The following is a 16,180-nucleotide window of genomic DNA, read 5'->3' on the forward strand; positions in this document are numbered from 1 at the left end:
TCTCGTTGCTGATCGAAGCGATGGCATAGGTCGCTGATAATTTAATAGGGCCGCGACGAGCCGCAAGGTCGGGGAGGGGGGCTCGCAGCCGCGAAAGCGGCCGCTGCAACTACCCGCGCGCGCAATTCCGAAGTGCGGAGGGAGACGCAGTCGTGACCAGGACGTCGCATCGTACCGATGCCCCGAATCCCCTGTCCTTGGGCCGTCCGGGCGCAGGAGCGCGCCGTGGCTGACACATCCGGGCCGCAGCGCGGTCGCGGCAGCCGTCGCAAGCCCTCGCAGCCCACCAAGCTGTCCCGGCTCGGGCCGATCGCCCGTCGCCTCAAACCCGCGTACCCGCGCCCCGGGCGGACCGGACTGCGGCGCTGGGTCCCCTCCTGGCGGCAGTGGCTCGGCGCCGTCGCGCTGTCCATGGGTCTGAGCGGCTCGCTGCTCGTCATCGCCTACGCGGCGACAGACATACCCCAGAATCTCAACACGTACGCCACACAGCAGGACAACGTCTACTTCTGGTCGGACGGCACCCCGATGGCCCGTACCGGCTGGGTCAGGCGCCAGGCCATGCCGCTGAAGGACATACCCGTGGACGTGCGTTCGGCCGTCCTCGCGGCGGAGAACGAGAGCTTCTACAGCGACCCCGGCATCTCCGCCAAGGGCCTGGCCCGCGCGCTGGTGAAGACGGTCGGCCAGGGCGACACCCAGGGCGGCTCCACCATCACCCAGCAGTACGTGAAGAACGTCTATCTGAACCAGAACCGTTCGGTGTCCCGCAAGTTCACCGAGGCCATGATCGCCCTCAAGCTCGACAACAGGATGAGCAAGGACAAGATCCTCGAGGGCTATCTCAACACCAGCTGGTTCGGACGCGGCACCTACGGCCTCCAGCGGGCCTCGCAGGCCTACTACGGCAAGGACGTGAGCCACCTCGACGCCAGCGAGGGCGCGTTCCTCGCCTCGCTCCTCAAGGGCGCGGGCCTCTACGACCCCACCCTGAGCAAGGCCAACCACAAGCGCGCCGTGGAACGCTGGTCCTGGATCCTGGACCGCATGGTCAAGACGGGCAAGCTCTCGGCCACCGAGCGGGCCAAGTACACGAGGTTCCCCGAGCCGATCAAGCAGGGCGGGAGCTACGACACCGGTAAGCAGAGCGACTACCTGGTCGAACTCGCCACCCAGTACGCCAAGAAGGCCGGGCACATCTCCGACCGTGACTTCGACCTCGGCGGCTACCAGATCTACACGACGTTCGACCGCAAGCGCGAGACCGCGCTCACCGACGCCGTGACCAAGGCCCGCAGGACGACGAAGAAGGACGACCCGGGCAACGCGAAGGCGGCCCACTACGGCGCCGCCTCCATCGCCGACGACGGCCGGATCCTCGCCGTCTACGGCGGCCCCGACCACCGCGAGCAGGGCTACAACGAGTCCAACGCGACCACCGTCCCGGCCGGTTCGGCCTTCCTGCCCTTCGTCTACGCGGCCGGCCTGGAGAACGGCGTCCACAAGACCCGTGAGGGCGCGGCCACACCGGTCACCCCCGAGACCCTCTACAACGGCGACGACGGCGTCCCGGTCAGCACACCCGAGGGCCCCTACTGGGACCGCGGCGGCAAGAAGGTCGCCGCACACAACGAGGGCAACAAGAACTACGGCCAGATCACGCTGCGTTCGGCCCTCGCCTCGAACGTGAACACCCCGTTCATGCAGCTCGGCATGGACGCCGGCCTGGACAAGGTGCGGGAGACCGCCGAGGCGTCCGGCCTGCTCTCCTCCAGCATCGGACCGCAGGTGCCGGGCATGTCCCTCGGCGCCGCCACTCCCAGCGCGATCCGCATGGCCAGCGCCTACGCCACCTTCGCCGCCGACGGAACGCACTACGAGCCGTACTCGGTCCACCGCATCACCCGCAACGGCTCCAGCGTCCGCCTGGACATGCCCGCGCCCCATCGCGCGATGCGGGCGGAGGTGGCCCGCCAGGTCACCGACGCGCTCTCGGACTCCTTCCGCACGGGCCACCCGGGCGCAGCCCCCCTGACGGCGAAGGTGGCCGCCAAGCGGGGCGCGACGCTGGACGACAAGGCGGCCTGGTACGTGGGCTCGAACGACTCCGTGTCGACGGCGGTGGTCCTGTACCGCATCGACCTGACCAAGAGCCTGGAACCGCTGCCGCTCAAGGGGATCGCCGGCGCACCCGTCGCCGACGTGCCGTACGGCATCTGGTCCGGCGCCATGAGCCCGCTCCGCTGACCCCGTCGGCCGACCGTCCGGCTCGGCCCCCGCCGACGGCCATCCGGTGGCCGCGCCAAGCTCCTTCCGTCCCTCTCGCAGAATGTGCCCCGTATGAACTCGAAGCACAGCCGGCGCCGACGCCGTGAGTCCGAGCCCGTCACCGCGGCCGCCTCCGCACGCCAGGGTTTCGCGGCCATGACGGCCTTCCTGGTCGTCACGTCCACGGCCGCCACCTACCTGGCCCTCAACACCGACCACACGGCGCCGGCCGCGTCCGCGCGTGCGCACGCCGCCGCGAAGGTGAAGAAGGAACCGGCGTGGGACGGCAAGACCCATGTGCTGGGCGACGGCTCCACGTCCTACACGGGCCCGCAGAAGGGCGAGTTGAAGGCCGTACCGCTCAAGCCCGGTGAGAAGCCGCCCCAGTTCGTCGTCTTCTCCTGGGACGGCGCCCTCCAGGGCGACGACCAGCTCTTCTCCCACTACCGGGAGCTGGCCCAGCAGTACAACGCCCACATGACGTTCTTCCTGACCGGCATCTATCTGCTGCCCAAGGACAAGAAGACGCTCTACGAACCCCCCATGCACGAGCCGGGCTCCGCGGCCATCAGCTACGCCACCGACGAGCACATCCGCACCACGCTGGAGGAGCTCGGCAAGGCGTGGAAGCAGGGCAACGAGATCGGCACCCACTTCAACGGCCACTTCTGCGGCGACAAGGGCGGCGGGGACTGGAGCGTCACGGAGTGGGAGAGCGAGATCAACCAGTTCTTCTCCTTCGTGGAGAAGTGGAAGACCAACACCGGCTACACCGACCTGGCGGCGCTCCCCTTCGACCCGGCCCGTGCCATCAGCGGCGGACGCGCGCCCTGTCTCGAAGGGCAGAAGAACCTGCTCCTGGCCATGAAGGCCACGGCCAAGAAGTACAACTGGCGCTACGACGCCAGCTCCGCCGGCGACTTCCAGATCTGGCCCAGGAAGAAGGAGGGCGTGTGGGACTTCCCGCTCCAGATGCTCCCCTACGAGAACGGCAAGTACCAAGGCCTGTCCATGGACTTCAACTTCCTCTTCAACCAGTCCGACGGTGAGACCGAGGGAGACCCGGCCCAGTACCCGCAGTGGGAGCAGCAGACGGTCGGCTCGTACATGGCCGGTTTCAACCGCGTCTACTACGGCAGCCGGGCACCGCTGTTCATCGGCAATCACTTCGAGGACTGGAACGGCGGCATCTACATGAAGGCCATCGATCAGGTCATCAAGGACGTGTGCACGAAGAAGGGCGTTCGCTGTGTGTCCTTCCAAGAGCTGACCAACTGGCTCGACGTGCAGAAGCCCGAGACCTTGGAGCGCCTGCGCGGCCTCGACCCCGCCCAGTCACCCGACTGGTCGACCGTGGTGAAGTAGGGCCTGCCGCCGGGCCGGTGGCCCTGTGGCAACGCATTGAGATCAACTTACCTCCGACATAAAGGACTCGGTTGCGGTCGACGCGAACTCCCCCCGGATTCCCCACAGTTGAGTGGGACATGTAAAGATTCCCCTCCCTGGAGTCCGACCGGGGATCAAGGAGAATCGCCAGTGACACCGAAGAACCTGAGCCGCAGCTGCTCCGTCGTGGGGGCGATCACCCTCTCCGCCCTCCTGCTGCCCCTGTCCGCCGCCCACGCGGCGTCCCCCGCCCCCCGGGTGACCGCGTCGACGGCCGAGGCCTTCGGCCGCGCGGCCGACGCCGTGTTCACCGACCGCACGGCCGCCCTGCTCGACCGGGCCCCGACGGCCCGTACGGCCCTCAAGGCGACCACCGCGGGCATACGGGTGACCGGCGGCCTCGCCCGTACCGAGAGCGGCGCCCTCACCTCGCTGCACGGCACCCGGTCCCGCCTCGCGGCCCTCGGTGAGGCCTACAGCGCCTCCGACACCGAGGTCGCCGTGAACCGCACCCGGGTCACGGGCCGGCTGGCCACCGCCTGGGTCACCGAGACCACTACCCTCACCTACCGGAAGATCCGCGGGGACGAGCCCCCCACCACCGGCTTCCGCGCCCACCACGTCCTGACCTTCGCCGCCCTGCCGGACGGCACCTGGAAGCTGACGGGCGAGCGCTCGACGGACAAGGGCCCCCGGCAGGTCAACCAGCCCGTCACGACGACGCTCCGCGCGACCCCGATGGCCGCTGTCGACGCCCCCCGGGCAGCGACCACGTACCCCGCGCCCGCCAGCCCCAAGAAGCTCACCGGCGGCCCGTACGACTACGCGGCCATGGCCACGTACGCCGAGACGTACTGGAAGAACTACAACCCCGCCTACCGCAGCTTCAACTCCGTCGGCGGCGACTGCACCAACTACCTCAGCCAGTCCCTGAAGGCGGGCGGCTGGGCCACGGTCGCGAGCTCCGACGAGGACTACGGCACCTGGAACTACACCCCGTCCACCCAGACCGACACCTGGGTCGGCGTCAACGAATGGTCCTGGTTCACCCAGACCGCGGGGCGCTCCACGCCTCTGGCGAACATCTACCAGATGGACGTCGGTGACGTGATGCAGATGGACTTCGACAAGGACGGGTCCAAGGACCACTCCATGATCACGTCGTACCGGAGCGCCAGTGGCGTCCCGTACGTGACCTACCACGACACCGACACCTACCGCCGCTCGGTGTCGAGCCTCCTCGCCGCGTACCCGAACACGGCGTACTACGCGTACCGCACCTGATCACAGCCCGACCGGCGCCCTGTGCCGAGGGACGAGCCTCGCGCGAGGGCTCCGAGGACGCTCAAAGCGTCCTCGGAGCCCTCGCGCGGGGTCCCCAGGGCTCCTCGGCTCAGACGCCGCCGCGCTCCTCGCGGATCTGCGTGACCACGCGGGCCACCGTCTGCCGCACGGCCTCCGTCTCGGTCAGGAAATGCCAGTAGTCGGGGTGCCGGCCCTCCAGCGTGGCCACGGCCCGGTCGAGCCGGGCGACGGAGTCGTCGAGCGGGCGGGCCTGCCGCGGGTCGGGCGTCGTACGGCCCGCCATGGCCAGCCGCTGCGCGTCCCGGATCGCGAACCGGGTGCGGTCGATCTCCTGCTGCGCGTCCTTCTGCACGGCGTTCAGCCGCCGCAGCCGGTCACCGGCCGCGGACACCGCCTCGTCGGTGGTGTTCAGCAGCGCGCGCACCGTCGCCAGGAGCGAGGCCGCGTCCGGCCAGCGCTGCGCCTCCCGCGCGGCCCCCGCCTCCCTCAGCTTCGCCTCGGCCTGCCGTACGTTCTCCGCGGCCTGGTCGGGAACATGCTGGAGGTCCTGCCAGCACGCCGCCGAGAAGCGCCGCCGCAACTCGCTCAGCACCGGCTCCACCTGCCCCGAGCGGGTCGTCAGGGACTGCGCCCGGGTCCGCAGCGAAACGAGCCTGTGGTCGATCTCGGCGGCCCGCTCCGGCAGCCGCTCCGCCTCCGAGCGCACCGCCCCGGCCTCCCGCGAGACCCGTTCGGCACGCTCCAGCGTCTCCGGCAGGCCGTGCTGCCCGGCACCCTGGTTGAGCTTGGTCAGCTCCGGCGCGAGAGCCGCGAGCCGGGCGGCCAGATCGTCGGCCCTCAGCCCGGACCGCCGTACGGAATCGAGGGCGTTCGAGGCGGCCAGCAGTGCCTGCCGGGCCCGCTCGACGGCCGGGGCCAGCCGGGCGAGCTGGGTCTCGGCTTTGCCGAGCAGCGGCCCGAGGCTCTGCTCGAACCGGTCCAGATCGGCCTTCACCCGGCCCAGTTCGTCCTTCGCGGCGACGAGTTCGGTGCGGGCCCGCGCGGCGACCGACGCCTCCAGCTCGTCCCGGTCCAGATCGTGGGCGTCGACGGCGGTGATGTACTTCTGGCTCGCCTCGTCGATCCGCAGCCCCAGCGCCGCGAAGTCCGAGACCACGCGCCGCGCGGCCGGGGAGTCGTCCACGGCCGTGATGGTCTCGATCGAGATCCGCAGGTCGCGCTGGGCGGTGTCGAGTTCGTAGAACGCCGCCGCCGCCGCGTCCTTGGCCGCCTGAGCCTCGGCCCGCTGCCCCTCGGACCGCCCACCGAACCAGCGCCGCGTACCGCCTCCCGCGAAGGCCGCGGGCAGCACGAGAGCGGCCAGCAGAGGCAGCGCGAGGAGCGTGAGCACGTCACGGGCGACGGGGGGACGGGGGGTCCGTGCCGGCCTCGCGGCCGCCGCGGACCGCATCGGCTGCGGCGGCAGAGTGGACCGGGCGGGCTGCGCCGGCCGTATCGGCTGCGCCGAGCCTGTCGGCGGCTCCGATCCGGTCGGCCGGTCGGAGTGTGCGGGCCGGTCGGATTGTTTGGGCGGGGCGGGTTGTGCGTACGGGGCGGATCGTGCGGGCGCGGCGGATCGTGCGGGCGCGGCGGATCGTGCGGGACGGTCGGACTGCGCGGGCGCGGTGGATCGGGCGGGCCGGTCGGGCTGTGCGGGCCGCTCCGACGGCGCCGGCCGCTCCGATGGCGCCGGTCGTGTCGACGGGAGGCCCGGCCGGGCGTCACCGAGCGGGTGCGCAGGCCGCGCAAGGCGCGCAGGCCGTGCGGGCCCCGCGAACGGCGAATACGGCCGCGAAGGTGTCGCCGTCACATCCCTCTCCCGTGCTGTCATCCGCCTTGCCCGGCTGTCATTCTCCCACCGGTTGAAGACGAACACACGGGCCGGTCAGTTCGCTGTCCGTACCGTGATCTTTCCGTCGTCGGTGTGCACGGTGACCCGGTGGGAGCTGGAACCGTCGCGGGGCACGCCCACATGGACCGAGCCGTCACCGCTCCCGGCCGTCACCCGGTACGTGGCCCGGGGCAGCACGATCGAGACGGAGCCGTCGCCACTGCGGGAGTCCACCAGATCGGGCACGGTGCCGAGTTCGAGCCGTACCGAGCCGTCGTCGGTACGGGCCCGCACACGGCGGGAATCCACACCGACGGCACGGATGGAGCCGTCGCCGCTGTGCAGGTCCAGCGCTCCCGAGGAGTCGCTGACCCGCACCGACCCGTCCGCCGTACGGATGCTCAGCGCCTCCGCGAAGCCCTTCGCGCTCACCCCTCCGTCCCCGTCCTCGACCTTGACGGCCACCCCGCGCGGCACCACGATCCGGTGCCGGGCCGAGCAGTCGGCGACGACACCCGAGCACTTCATCCGCAGCACCAGCCGGTCGCCGTCCTGCATGGCCCAGGTGACCTTCGGATCCCCGCCGAGGGTGACGTGCCCCTGGAACCACCGGGTGACCTGGACCTCACCGGCTTTCGCGGAATCCGACACCACGAGATCGAGCGCCGAGTCGTCCGAGTCGACGGTCAGGGTCCGCCCGTGCAGCCCGAAGGAGCGCTGCTCGGGCTCCTTGTCGTCCCCGGCCGACGCCCCACACGCGCTGACACCTCCGACTAGCGCGAGCACGAGGGCGGCGAGGGCGGCGGAACGGGTGCGGGTGCGCTGGGTTTCGCTGGTGCCGATCGCGCCGCCGGCGCCGAGGACGAGCTCCTTGCTGACGCCGGTGCCGGTGCCGGTGCCGCGGGTGCGGGTGCGGGCCATGACTGATCTCCCCCTGGGACGGTCTGCGAGAGCTTCGCCATTTCGAGCCCGGACGCCTGGGCCCTCGGCATCTCGACGAGCCGGTCGGCGAAGCTTCTTCGACGGTAGGCACCCACGGAGCCCCGGACGATCCGGACCACTCCCGAATGAGAGGTAGGGCTAACCCCCGCCCCGCTCCGTAACCGGGCGGCCCCGGCGTCCGCCCCCGCCCCTTCGCGGGTCTGCCACCCACTCGCCCGATACGGGTTTGCGGGGCATCCCCCCGGGCGATGTAGGCTGTCGACTCGTCCTGGGCGCGTAGCTCAGTGGTAGAGCGCCGCCCTTACAAGGCGGATGTCGGCGGTTCGAAACCGTCCGCGCCCACCAGGAAAAAGGCCCCCAGCCGATCATGGCTGGGGGCCTTTGACATCCCGATCTGACATCAGTGCGGTGGTTACTCGCGCTGTAGGCGCCGTGTGAGAAGCCGGTCCATGTGGCTGACCGCCTCGCGCTGGGTGTCCTGGACGACGTGGGCGTAGACGTTCATCGTGACGGCGATCTGGCTGTGCCCGAGGATCTCCATCACGACGCGGGGAGCCACGCCGGTCGCGGTGAGCAGGGTCGCGCAGCCGTGCCGGGCGTCGTGCAGCCGGATGACTCGCAGGCCCGCGTTCGAGGCGACCCGGGTGAAGGAGCGTCGCCTGCCAGGCCCGCGCGGATGAGGTGGTAGGTGTCGCCCGCGTAAGTGAAGGCGCAGGAGGGCACGAAGCGAAGATGGCGCATCCGCGTATGGCCGCGGGTGCGCTCTTCTTTGATGCCGATGGCCGCGTCCTCATGGTGGAGCCCACGTACAAGGACTACTGGGACATCCCGGGTGGGTACGTCGAGACCGGTGAATCGCCGCTCCAAGCCGCCAGCCGTGAGGTGCACGAGGAGCTAGGCATCACGCCGGGGCTCGGCCCTCTCCTGGCCGTCGACTGGGCACCGAACGGTGCCGAGGGCGACAAGGTGTTGTACCTGTTCGACGGCGGCGAGCTCGCGCAGGAAACCGTGGAGGGGATTCATCTCCAGGCGGGAGGAGCTGAAAGCCGTCAGGTTCGTTGCCCCGCGTGAGATCGCAGATTGCACGATCCCTCGACCGGCCCGGCGGATCCTGGCAGCGGTGGAGGCCCGCGCCGAGAGCACTCTGGTCTACCTCGAGCACGGCCAGGCGCCGGGCAAGCAGGCGGCGTAGCGGCAGTGGGGCCTCTAGGCGGTGTCTTTAATTGATCTTAGATGGTGGATCATGGTCGGGTGATACGTCGCCATGAACTGTCCGCTGACCACCGAAGAAGACCTGAACTTCCCGGATGAGCCCGTCCCGGACCCCCATCGCCTCGACGTTGCGGTGCCTGGCGCCCGCCGTGAGCTCTGTGCCGAGTCACTCTGTGCTGTGAGAAGCGCAGGGTGGGGAGTTACCGGACGGCGTCGGGCAGGTGCGGTCCGTGTCATTCCGGGTTTCTGTCGTGCTCATGTCAGGATGCCCTGCGGACAGGTCGATCATGGGAGGGCGGTCTGGATCTGCGGGATTCGCAAGCGCCTGTCTGCGGTGCCAGACTTGTCCTGAATGGTGGTGTCTGCCATGGGTTTCTACGCCGAGCAAATCGTTCCGCGCATCGTCAACGTCGCTTGCAGCATGGGGGAGGCCAAGGAGTTGCGACGCCGGGTGTGCGAAGGCCTGGATGGCGAAGTCCTGGAGATCGGCTTCGGTTCTGGGCACAACGTTCCCTTCTATCCGCCCGCCGTCACGCGGGTGGCTGCCGTCGATCCCTCGGATGTGGGCTGGAAGCTGGCTGGTAAGCGTCTCGGCGCGACCGCCACCCCAGTGGAGCGCTGTGGGGTGGACGGCCAGTCGCTGCCCTTCGCCGACGACAGTTTCGATGCCGCCCTGTCGACCTGGACGCTCTGCACCATCCCCGACGCGGACGCCGCCCTGCGCGAGGTTCGACGCGTCCTCAAGCCCGGAAGGACCCTGCACTTCGTGGAGCACGGCCTGGCCCCGGACGAGCAGGTACGCCGTTGGCAGCACCGCCTCGACCCGATGGAGCAGCGCATCTTCGACGGCTGCCATCTCACCAGGCCCATCGTCGACCTGCTCACTTCCGCCGGCTTCACCATCGCCGAACTCGACGTCTTCTACGAGAAGGGTGCCCCGAAGGCCATGGGTGCCGACTCCCTGGGGATCGCCGTATCTCCATGACGGCGCCGCCGCGACTCATCCTTCCGGATCGGCTCGCGGGGAGCCCGCCCACGGCACCGGGCGTGCTCCCGGAGCGCTGACTGGCCGAGCCCACGGTCACGGCGACGGTCGGGGTCGCCGGGCGTCCCCGTCGCGGTCGCGGTCGCCCGGCATCACACACGGACAGTCCAGTACCGCGCTCAAACGTGATGCTCAAGAGGGGCGATCTGGGAGGATTCAGGTGAGCACAAGCGGGGCACAGGCAGCGGCTTTCTTCCGTGAGGTCGCTCGGACTCGCACCGTTTGGCGGGTTCGAAACGACGACGGCTGTCCGATCCCGGTCTCAAGTTCTGGGCACCCGACTTTCCCCTATTGGTCGTCGGAAACCCGTGCTCAGCGCGCCGCCCAACTGTGGGGTCCTCAATTTCGAGCTGTTTCAATGCCGCTAGATCATTGGCGAAGTGCAGCTTTGTCAGACCTCGCCGAGGAAGACATCCGGTTAGGTATCAACTGGAGCGGACAGCGCCTAACTGGATGGGACTTCACTGTCAGTGAAGTAGTCAACCGTCTCCTTCACGCGCTCGGCGAGCCACCATACGACCGATAGCTTCGGCCGCGTGACGGCTGTCGCAACGCCTCGGGACGAGGAGCTGCTGGCCCGGGGGATCGAACTGTCAAGCATCACCCGGGACCGGACAAGAGCATCGATCACGAGTGCGGTAGAACTTTCCCTACATCATCAAGACCCCCGGCTTCGCTGCGCTCCGCCGGGCGCGCTCCCGGCTCCCGGCCGCTTGCGCTCCTGCCTTCGGCCCGCGCCACGGCCGTCCGCCTCTGCGCGCCCACGAGCACAACGACCACCAGGGGCAGAAGGCCAATCGACCCGACAGGCCCGGCAGGTGCACCGGTCACAACATGCCTCCGGCGGGGGCGCTCCTGCGTCCAGGATGACGGGACAGCGGCAGTCTCGGCCTGGGTGGTTCGGTCGGTGGCCGACGATGCGAGCTGCAGACGATCCGGGTCACTACGGGCCAGCAGCGGGAGGGGTGGCGTCTCCCGGGGACGGGCGTCGGCGGGTGCTGGCCGTCGCAACACTGGCCGGTGCCCCTGCCGTCCCGGATGCGGGCGCGTGAGGCGGCCGAACCCGCCGGTCGTGGCTGGCGGGGGGCGATGCTGCTGCCGCGAAGTGGTTGCGGCCGGTGGGGGTCGCTCACTGCCGTTCGCTACAGTGCTGACCGTTCGCCATGACGGGCTGTCAGCAGTAGACCCACTGTCCTCGAGTCTGCGGCAGGGCCCTCGACTGGGTTACAGCGGGGCGCACCGACCGCCCTGATGCCAACAACGCCAACGGGCCGCCGGTATACCGACGGCCCCCTGCGAAGGATCTCGTTAAAGGCACGAGGAGAAGTGATACTCCACGTGGTAGTCAGAGGAGATGATGTTGTAACAACCGCCCCCCGTGAAAGCTACCGGGCCCGCATAGTAGGCATACTGGCCATAGTCGACTTTCGTTTCCCAACTGCTTACCTGTGTAATGCGAACCCCTGTGCCGAAGGTGTTGCCGGAGTAGGCGGCTGTGTGGACAGTGGTTGCGCATATATATCTTCCGCTGATCTCTATCTCCAGCCGGACATGTTGGTCCACGGGATACGACAGGGATGTCGTCGTTCCCTTGCTGCAGCCGCCCCCAGCCGCCTGTGCAGTCCCCGCTCCCAGGACGACCCCGCCAGCAGTCAGGGCCAAGGCGAGGGCAAATCCAGTGATCCTCTTGCGCACTTGCAGCCTCCAAATTGACATTTTCGGGGTGAATCAATGTATATATATCAACGTGAGATCGCAGTTGACAATATGATTGATTGAATTGGCCGAATTCCGCTCCTGAGGCGGATGGGTGGATGAACAGGGTCACTTCAGAGTGCGCCACGCGACTTTATGTCTACGGGGTCCGGTCTATTCACGGCCAAGCGGTTCGTTCTAGGCCAAGCACGTGCCGTGGCCTGTATGAAAACTTCCAGGGAAGACGCTCTCCGGATCCGGGTGCGAAACGGTGGGTGGTTTCCGTCGCAGCGATGCCCCTATTCGAAGAGGGGCGCGGCTGCCACCAGCATGCCGCTGATTGAGCCCGTTTCGGCGGCGGCTGCGGTGGGGTCGATGCTGGACTCCTCTGCGACCGTCGTCGCCCAGCAATCCCCCCAGGTCGCCGCCCAGTCGCCGGCCAGGTCGCCTTTGGGATCGAGATCCTCGGGCTTGCCCGCGATGCCGTAGCCGTCGAGGAGTCGTCGCTCAACTCCGAAAGGTTCGCCCGCGGCGAGTTCCGGGTACTCACTGATCCAACGCCTGATGATCCGTCCGCGTTCGGCGATCAGCCATGCTTCCCCGTCGTTCTGCTCGCTGTGGAAGAAGAGCTGGGCCTTGCCGAAGTGCGCGCTCAGCTCTCTGCACAGTTCGGTGACGTGCATGGTCTGCTGCGCATACGGCAGACCGAAGTACGGCCCGACGACCAGGGTCCACCCCTGTATGGATGGGGTGACGACGACTGTGGAGAACGGCTCCTCCTCGTCGTGTGCGACCTCGTCGATGAGTTCCGTCCCGTCGGCCCAGGAGGTCTCCCGTACATCCGTCAAGCCGAGGGCCTTCACCACCTCCGCCTGATCGACGGTCTCGACTGCGAGCCATGAGAGCCAACAGGCGCGTATGAATGGTGCGGAATCAGGTGTCCCCATGGCCCGCATCGTAGGTGCGTCACGAGTGGGACTCGCGCGACCTGGCCGCCGGCGGCTGGTCAGGCACCAGACGGACGCGCCAGATGCGTGCCAGAACTCGCGGAGAACCACGGGGAACACCGGGGACCAAGCCGGCAACCTCTCACACGTCCGGTCGAGTTCCGTCGCAGGTCAGAGCAGCCATTGCCTCCAGAGCACCTGAGCTTCCCAAGCTGATGGCCCAGGCAGTGTGCTGACGGACCGGCCGTCCTGGCTTTTCCGGTCGACGACACCGGACCGCGTGGTTGAGGCGAGTGGGGGTGCAGCGAGGCACACGTGCGCCTGGTCGGCTGGCAGACCCGCCATCGTGGCTGGCTGTCGTCGGTAGAGGTGCAGACGACTCAAGTCCCTGGTGCATGCGCGATCTGGCAGAGGTGACGTCTCTGCCCTGCGTGATTCTGCGAGGCGGAAGGGGAATGCAGCCCTGTGGCGGAGTATGGCCAGGGGAGGGGTAGCCAGGTGGCGCAACGGGGCAGCGGCCGAGGCAACGACTATCAGCGGCAGCAGCAGGCGTTACGACGTGCCCAGGAGCAACGGGCACGACAAGCGGAGCGGGAACGCAAGGCTGCTGAGACGGCCAGCAAGCGGCAGGAGCGCGAGCGGAAGGCTGCGTATCAGGAGCAGCAGACTGAGCAGGCACTGGTGCGCACGGTCGGGGTCGAGCACGAGGTCGAGCAGCTTGGGCAGTTGCTCCGTGACGCGTTGGTGGGCGATCTGCCGACGGCCTTCGAGCGCCGGCGGAGGATTCACACGCCAACAAAGTTGGACGAGCGTCCATGGTCTCGTCCGGAGCCTTCACCTCGCTGGGAGGAGTTCGCGCCACCGGAGCCCGGCGGTCTGACTGCTGTCTTTGGTCTTGGCAGGAAGCGCTATGAAGCTGAAGTTGCCGAGGCGCGTGTGCGGTTCGGCGAGGCACAAGAGCGCCACAGGCGAGCCGAGGAGAAGCGGCTGGCAACGCTGGAACGGAAGCGTGCCGAGCACCGCCAGGCCGAAGCGCAAGCCCTTGACGAGGTGGCGACCTTCAACGGGAAGTTGGGAGAAGAGCGCGAGGCCTACAGGGCCGGGGAGCCTGTGGCGGTCGAGGCTCATCTAGGGGCTGTTCTGGATGCGTCGGAGTATCCATTGGGCTTCCCGCACGAGCATCGGATCGCCTTCCGTCCTGCCACCGGTGACGTACTCGTTGAAATTCACTTGCCGCCTGAGGCGATCGTTCCTGCCGCGCGGGGCTACCGGTATGTGAAGAACCGAGACGAGACGATCGTGCTGCCTCGTCCGGAGAAGGAGCGCAAGGAGATCTACGCCTCCGTCCTGGCACAAGTGGCTCTGAGGACAGTCCACGAGGTCCTGATGAGCGATCCAGACCGGATCGTCAATGGCGTGATCCTGAACGGCCATGTGAGAACCATCGACCGGGCCACCGGCCAGGAGGTCTCACCCTGTCTAATAACGCTCAGCGCCAGCAGGGAGCAGTTCGGGAAGCTCCGTCTCAGCCAGGTTGATCCAGCGCAGTGCCTCAGGGGACTCAACGCCCTGGTGTCTCCCAACCCCTACGATCTCGAACCGATTCGTCCCATCGTCGAGTTCGACCTGTCGAAGTACCGGCTGATGGACAGCATGGATGTAGTCGCAGGCCTGGACAGCAGGCCCGTGCTGGTGAAGCTGACGCCCACTGAGTTCGAGCACCTGATTCGCCAACTGTTTGAGGCCATCGGCATGGAGGCCTGGAATACCCAGGCGTCCAAAGACGAGGGCGTTGACGCGGTAGCCGTCAGCAAAGACCCCGTCTTCAACGGAGAGTGCATCATTCAGGCGAAGCGCTACAGAAAGCTCGTGGGAGTTGAGTCCGTCCAGGCGCTCGCTGGAGTGGTCGAGCACAAGCGTGCTGCCAAGGGGGTCCTGATCACCACATCGTGGTTCGGCAGGGCCAGCCACGACTTTGCCCGCCAACACGGTCGGCTCCAGCTCATCGAAGGGCCGGAACTCAAGTACCTGATCAAGGAACACCTCGGCAAGGATGTGATCCCGGGCCCAGTCCCCCCGAAGAGACGTCCCTCGCGCTGAGGTCGGCGGCTCGCCCACTCAGACCGAGGAGCTGGGCCGTCCCTGGGCCGTCCGAGGTTGCTCAACAGCAGCCAAGGACGACCAACGACGACCACCAGGCGCCGGAGCCCACCGCTCCTGAGCAGCGAAAGCGCAGGTCACCGATATCTGGAGAACGTCATGCTTCGTGATCGGGGTCGAGCACCACCATAAACCTGTTGCCTTCCGGATCCGTCATCAGGGCGTGCATGCAATCGTGAGGTTCCACAAGAGAGGCTCCCTTGGCGATCAGCGTCTGAACCTGTTCGGCGATCGTTCCGACAAGGACGGTGACGACCGGTAGCACAGCCGGAGATTCCGCTTCGCCAACGCTGTACCCACCCCAACCCGGGATGCCGCCCCAGAACCTGATCATTTTCTCTGGGTCTACTGCTTCAAAATGAACGTGCATGCTGCTGTCTCACTTTCATCTGTGCGACCGAAGCCGAAAACGGCCTACCGAATCAATCCGGCAGGCCGTTACGGGCGAACGGACTTCAGCAGTCGATCACGGTGTTTTGCGTGTCTGCGATTCCGGGTTCGCTGAAACGTCCGTGGTACTCGACCTGCAAGGTCACCTGAGTGTTGTACGTCTCCCTTTCTCCATCATGCACGCACGTGAGCCCTGGAGTGGTGTAGCGCCCACTGCACCTCGCCCACCCGCTGTCCTTGTGCTTCACCGCGCGCCAGTACCCGTCGCGCACGTACTCCTGAAGATCGACCTGGACCCGGCACTGGTCGGGTGCAGGAGTTGAGCAACCCGTGTAATGGCCCTGGGCATACAGCGGGCCGCCATGGGTGACCTGGAACGGTTTCTCACCCTGGAACGTGCACCACACGGGAAAGGCAGCAGTCCTCGCGACGGCCCTTCCCGTGCTGCCGCTCGGAGCAGCCGACGCCGCGGCAGCCGGCACCAGCAGGGCCCCCGCCGCGAGAAGCGGGACGATAAAGCGCGCCTTCACTTTTCCCCCTAAGAAAAAGTCGAATGCATGTCGCACCATCGACCACCCTCATAGGTTCACAGACGCCACACAAGACCCGCGGTTCGAACTTCCCGCTGTTTGTCCGGTTCCCAGTCGTGGAATTGACCGTTCCCTTCCATCCGCTGGCAGCGGGTCGGTAGAAAACGACGAAGCCCCCGCCGGCCCAGAGGCTGACAGGGGCTGCCTGTGCGGTTTAGTGATCACAGATGCACGTGCGGATCACCTCGTTCAGCTCCTACGCCTGCTCGGGCGTCGACTTATTCCGGCCGTTGGTGAGCGCCTCGACCGTCCGCTCCACGGCGTCCGGACGGTTCAGCCTCGATCCACCGCGTAATGGCCGGGCTGTGGACAGGGAAATGAGAAGAGGTGCCCGCTGACCTGGGATAATGGGAGTTCTCTACGCTTCCAT

At 67.7% G+C, this 16,180-nt stretch carries 12 protein-coding genes, 1 tRNA gene and 1 pseudogene; 8 read left to right on the top strand and 6 right to left on the bottom strand.

Annotated elements, in window-relative coordinates; all coding sequences use genetic code 11:
* Positions 1-291: 291 nt before the first annotated feature.
* From ABZV42_RS16870 to ABZV42_RS16880, 3 genes are all read left to right on the top strand, one after another.
* Positions 292-2,247, top strand: a complete 1,956-nt coding sequence (locus ABZV42_RS16870; protein WP_355976731.1) for a transglycosylase domain-containing protein — start codon at positions 292-294, stop codon at positions 2,245-2,247.
* Positions 2,248-2,424: 177 nt separating this feature from the next.
* Positions 2,425-3,633: a hypothetical protein gene (locus ABZV42_RS16875; RefSeq protein ID WP_355976729.1), complete on the top strand. Its 1,209-nt coding sequence runs from the start codon at positions 2,425-2,427 to the stop codon at positions 3,631-3,633.
* 171 nt (positions 3,634-3,804) lie between these two features.
* Positions 3,805-4,938: an amidase domain-containing protein gene (locus ABZV42_RS16880; protein WP_356052370.1), complete on the top strand. Its 1,134-nt coding sequence runs from the start codon at positions 3,805-3,807 to the stop codon at positions 4,936-4,938.
* A gap of 109 nt (positions 4,939-5,047) precedes the next feature.
* Here ABZV42_RS16880 and ABZV42_RS16885 read toward each other — a convergent pair whose 3' ends face one another.
* On the bottom strand, positions 5,048-6,409 hold the full coding sequence (locus ABZV42_RS16885) for a hypothetical protein (protein ID WP_356052372.1): 1,362 nt from the start codon (positions 6,407-6,409) through the stop codon (positions 5,048-5,050).
* A 474-nt stretch (positions 6,410-6,883) separates the two neighbouring features.
* Entirely contained in the window at positions 6,884-7,750 is an 867-nt protein-coding gene (locus tag ABZV42_RS16890; protein ID WP_356052373.1) for a DUF4097 family beta strand repeat-containing protein, read from the bottom strand.
* 291 nt (positions 7,751-8,041) lie between these two features.
* Here ABZV42_RS16890 and ABZV42_RS16895 point away from each other — a divergent pair.
* Positions 8,042-8,116: transfer RNA gene (locus ABZV42_RS16895), tRNA-Val, on the top strand.
* 67 nt (positions 8,117-8,183) lie between these two features.
* Here the strand turns inward: ABZV42_RS16895 and ABZV42_RS16900 are convergent.
* A pseudogene (locus ABZV42_RS16900) lies at positions 8,184-8,426 on the bottom strand (tyrosine-type recombinase/integrase); the annotation flags it as partial.
* 77 nt (positions 8,427-8,503) lie between these two features.
* Here ABZV42_RS16900 and ABZV42_RS16905 point away from each other — a divergent pair.
* From ABZV42_RS16905 to ABZV42_RS16915, 3 genes are all read left to right on the top strand, one after another.
* The gene (locus ABZV42_RS16905; RefSeq protein ID WP_356052375.1) at positions 8,504-8,842 is read left to right on the top strand and encodes an NUDIX hydrolase; all 339 of its coding nucleotides are present in this window, start codon (positions 8,504-8,506) and stop codon (positions 8,840-8,842) included.
* Between the two features lie 508 nt (positions 8,843-9,350).
* Complete coding sequence (locus ABZV42_RS16910) at positions 9,351-9,968, top strand: class I SAM-dependent methyltransferase (protein ID WP_356052377.1); 618 nt, start codon at positions 9,351-9,353, stop codon at positions 9,966-9,968.
* A 220-nt stretch (positions 9,969-10,188) separates the two neighbouring features.
* The gene (locus ABZV42_RS16915) at positions 10,189-10,554 is read left to right on the top strand and encodes a DUF2750 domain-containing protein (protein WP_356052380.1); all 366 of its coding nucleotides are present in this window, start codon (positions 10,189-10,191) and stop codon (positions 10,552-10,554) included.
* Between the two features lie 1,468 nt (positions 10,555-12,022).
* On the opposite strand, the gene ABZV42_RS16920 is transcribed toward ABZV42_RS16915, so the two are convergent.
* Positions 12,023-12,571 carry a hypothetical protein gene (locus tag ABZV42_RS16920; RefSeq protein WP_356052382.1) on the bottom strand — a complete coding sequence of 183 codons (549 nt, stop codon included), beginning with the start codon at positions 12,569-12,571 and terminating at the stop codon, positions 12,023-12,025.
* Between the two features lie 597 nt (positions 12,572-13,168).
* On the opposite strand from ABZV42_RS16920, the gene ABZV42_RS16925 reads away from it, so the two are divergent.
* Positions 13,169-14,770 carry a restriction endonuclease gene (locus tag ABZV42_RS16925; RefSeq protein WP_356052384.1) on the top strand — a complete coding sequence of 534 codons (1,602 nt, stop codon included), beginning with the start codon at positions 13,169-13,171 and terminating at the stop codon, positions 14,768-14,770.
* Positions 14,771-14,927: 157 nt separating this feature from the next.
* On the opposite strand, the gene ABZV42_RS16930 is transcribed toward ABZV42_RS16925, so the two are convergent.
* Entirely contained in the window at positions 14,928-15,164 is a 237-nt protein-coding gene (locus ABZV42_RS16930) for a VOC family protein (RefSeq protein ID WP_075025976.1), read from the bottom strand.
* 121 nt (positions 15,165-15,285) lie between these two features.
* Positions 15,286-15,789: a hypothetical protein gene (locus ABZV42_RS16935; protein ID WP_356052386.1), complete on the bottom strand. Its 504-nt coding sequence runs from the start codon at positions 15,787-15,789 to the stop codon at positions 15,286-15,288.
* Positions 15,790-16,180 lie beyond the last annotated feature (391 nt).

Origin of the sequence: Streptomyces sp. NPDC005281, from assembly GCF_040607495.1 — a bacterium.
In the GTDB taxonomy this organism is placed as follows: Bacteria; Actinomycetota; Actinomycetes; order Streptomycetales; family Streptomycetaceae; genus Streptomyces.